Genomic DNA, 669 nt, shown 5'->3' with positions numbered 1-669 from the left:
CCGCACGGCGGGCGGCGACCCGGCAGGTCTTCCCAGCAGCGCGGCCGCCCGCCGGCGGCCGCGCCCCGCGCCACGGCGTCCGGCGACCTCACCCGCCGCCCAGACCAGCGTGGTCGTCACCCCCAGCGCCGTCAGGACACCCGGCCAGGTCATCCCTCAGCCTCCGCCCCGCGCACGATGCGCGACGCCCACCAAAGGCCCGCTGCCTCCAGGCCACCACCGACGGCCAGGCATCCCAGCCCCGGTCCGGTGTGCAGGAGGATCCACAGCGGGCCGGCTCCCATCGCCGTGCCAAGAAGCAGACCGAGCGCGGGCAGCCCGGCGAGCATCACGGTGGTGGCTCTGGCTCCTGCCAGCTGGGACCTGAGGTCGGCGCGCCGGTCCCGTTCCGACCGCAGAGCCGCGTCGAGTCGGTCCAGGCCGTCGGCGAGTCCCGCGCCACGGTCCACGGCCACCCGCCAGCACGCCGCCAGTCCGCGCAGCCCTTCCGCCCCGGGGGCCCGTGAGGCGCCTGTCAGGGCCGTGGCGACGTCACCGCCGAAGCGCGCGGCCGCCACCGCCGGAGCGAGGGCCCTGGCGAGCACGCCGCCGCCCTCCCCGCGCAGCACCAGGGTCAGGGCCTCTCCCGGCTGCCGGCCGGCGCGCACCTCGCCCGCCAGCGCACCGCAC

Annotated in this window: 1 protein-coding gene; it reads right to left on the bottom strand. The window is 78.6% G+C overall.

The genetic code is table 11. The features are described from left to right. Positions 1-149: 149 nt before the first annotated feature. Positions 150-669 (bottom strand): type II secretion system F family protein (locus ACOV8S_RS28705; RefSeq protein ID WP_448321414.1); only part of this gene is annotated, 520 nt, incomplete at its 5' end.

This window comes from Streptomyces sp. CO7 (assembly GCF_053474865.1).
Note: the sequence above shows the minus strand (reverse complement) of the source record. Positions and strands in the feature narration are given on the sequence as shown.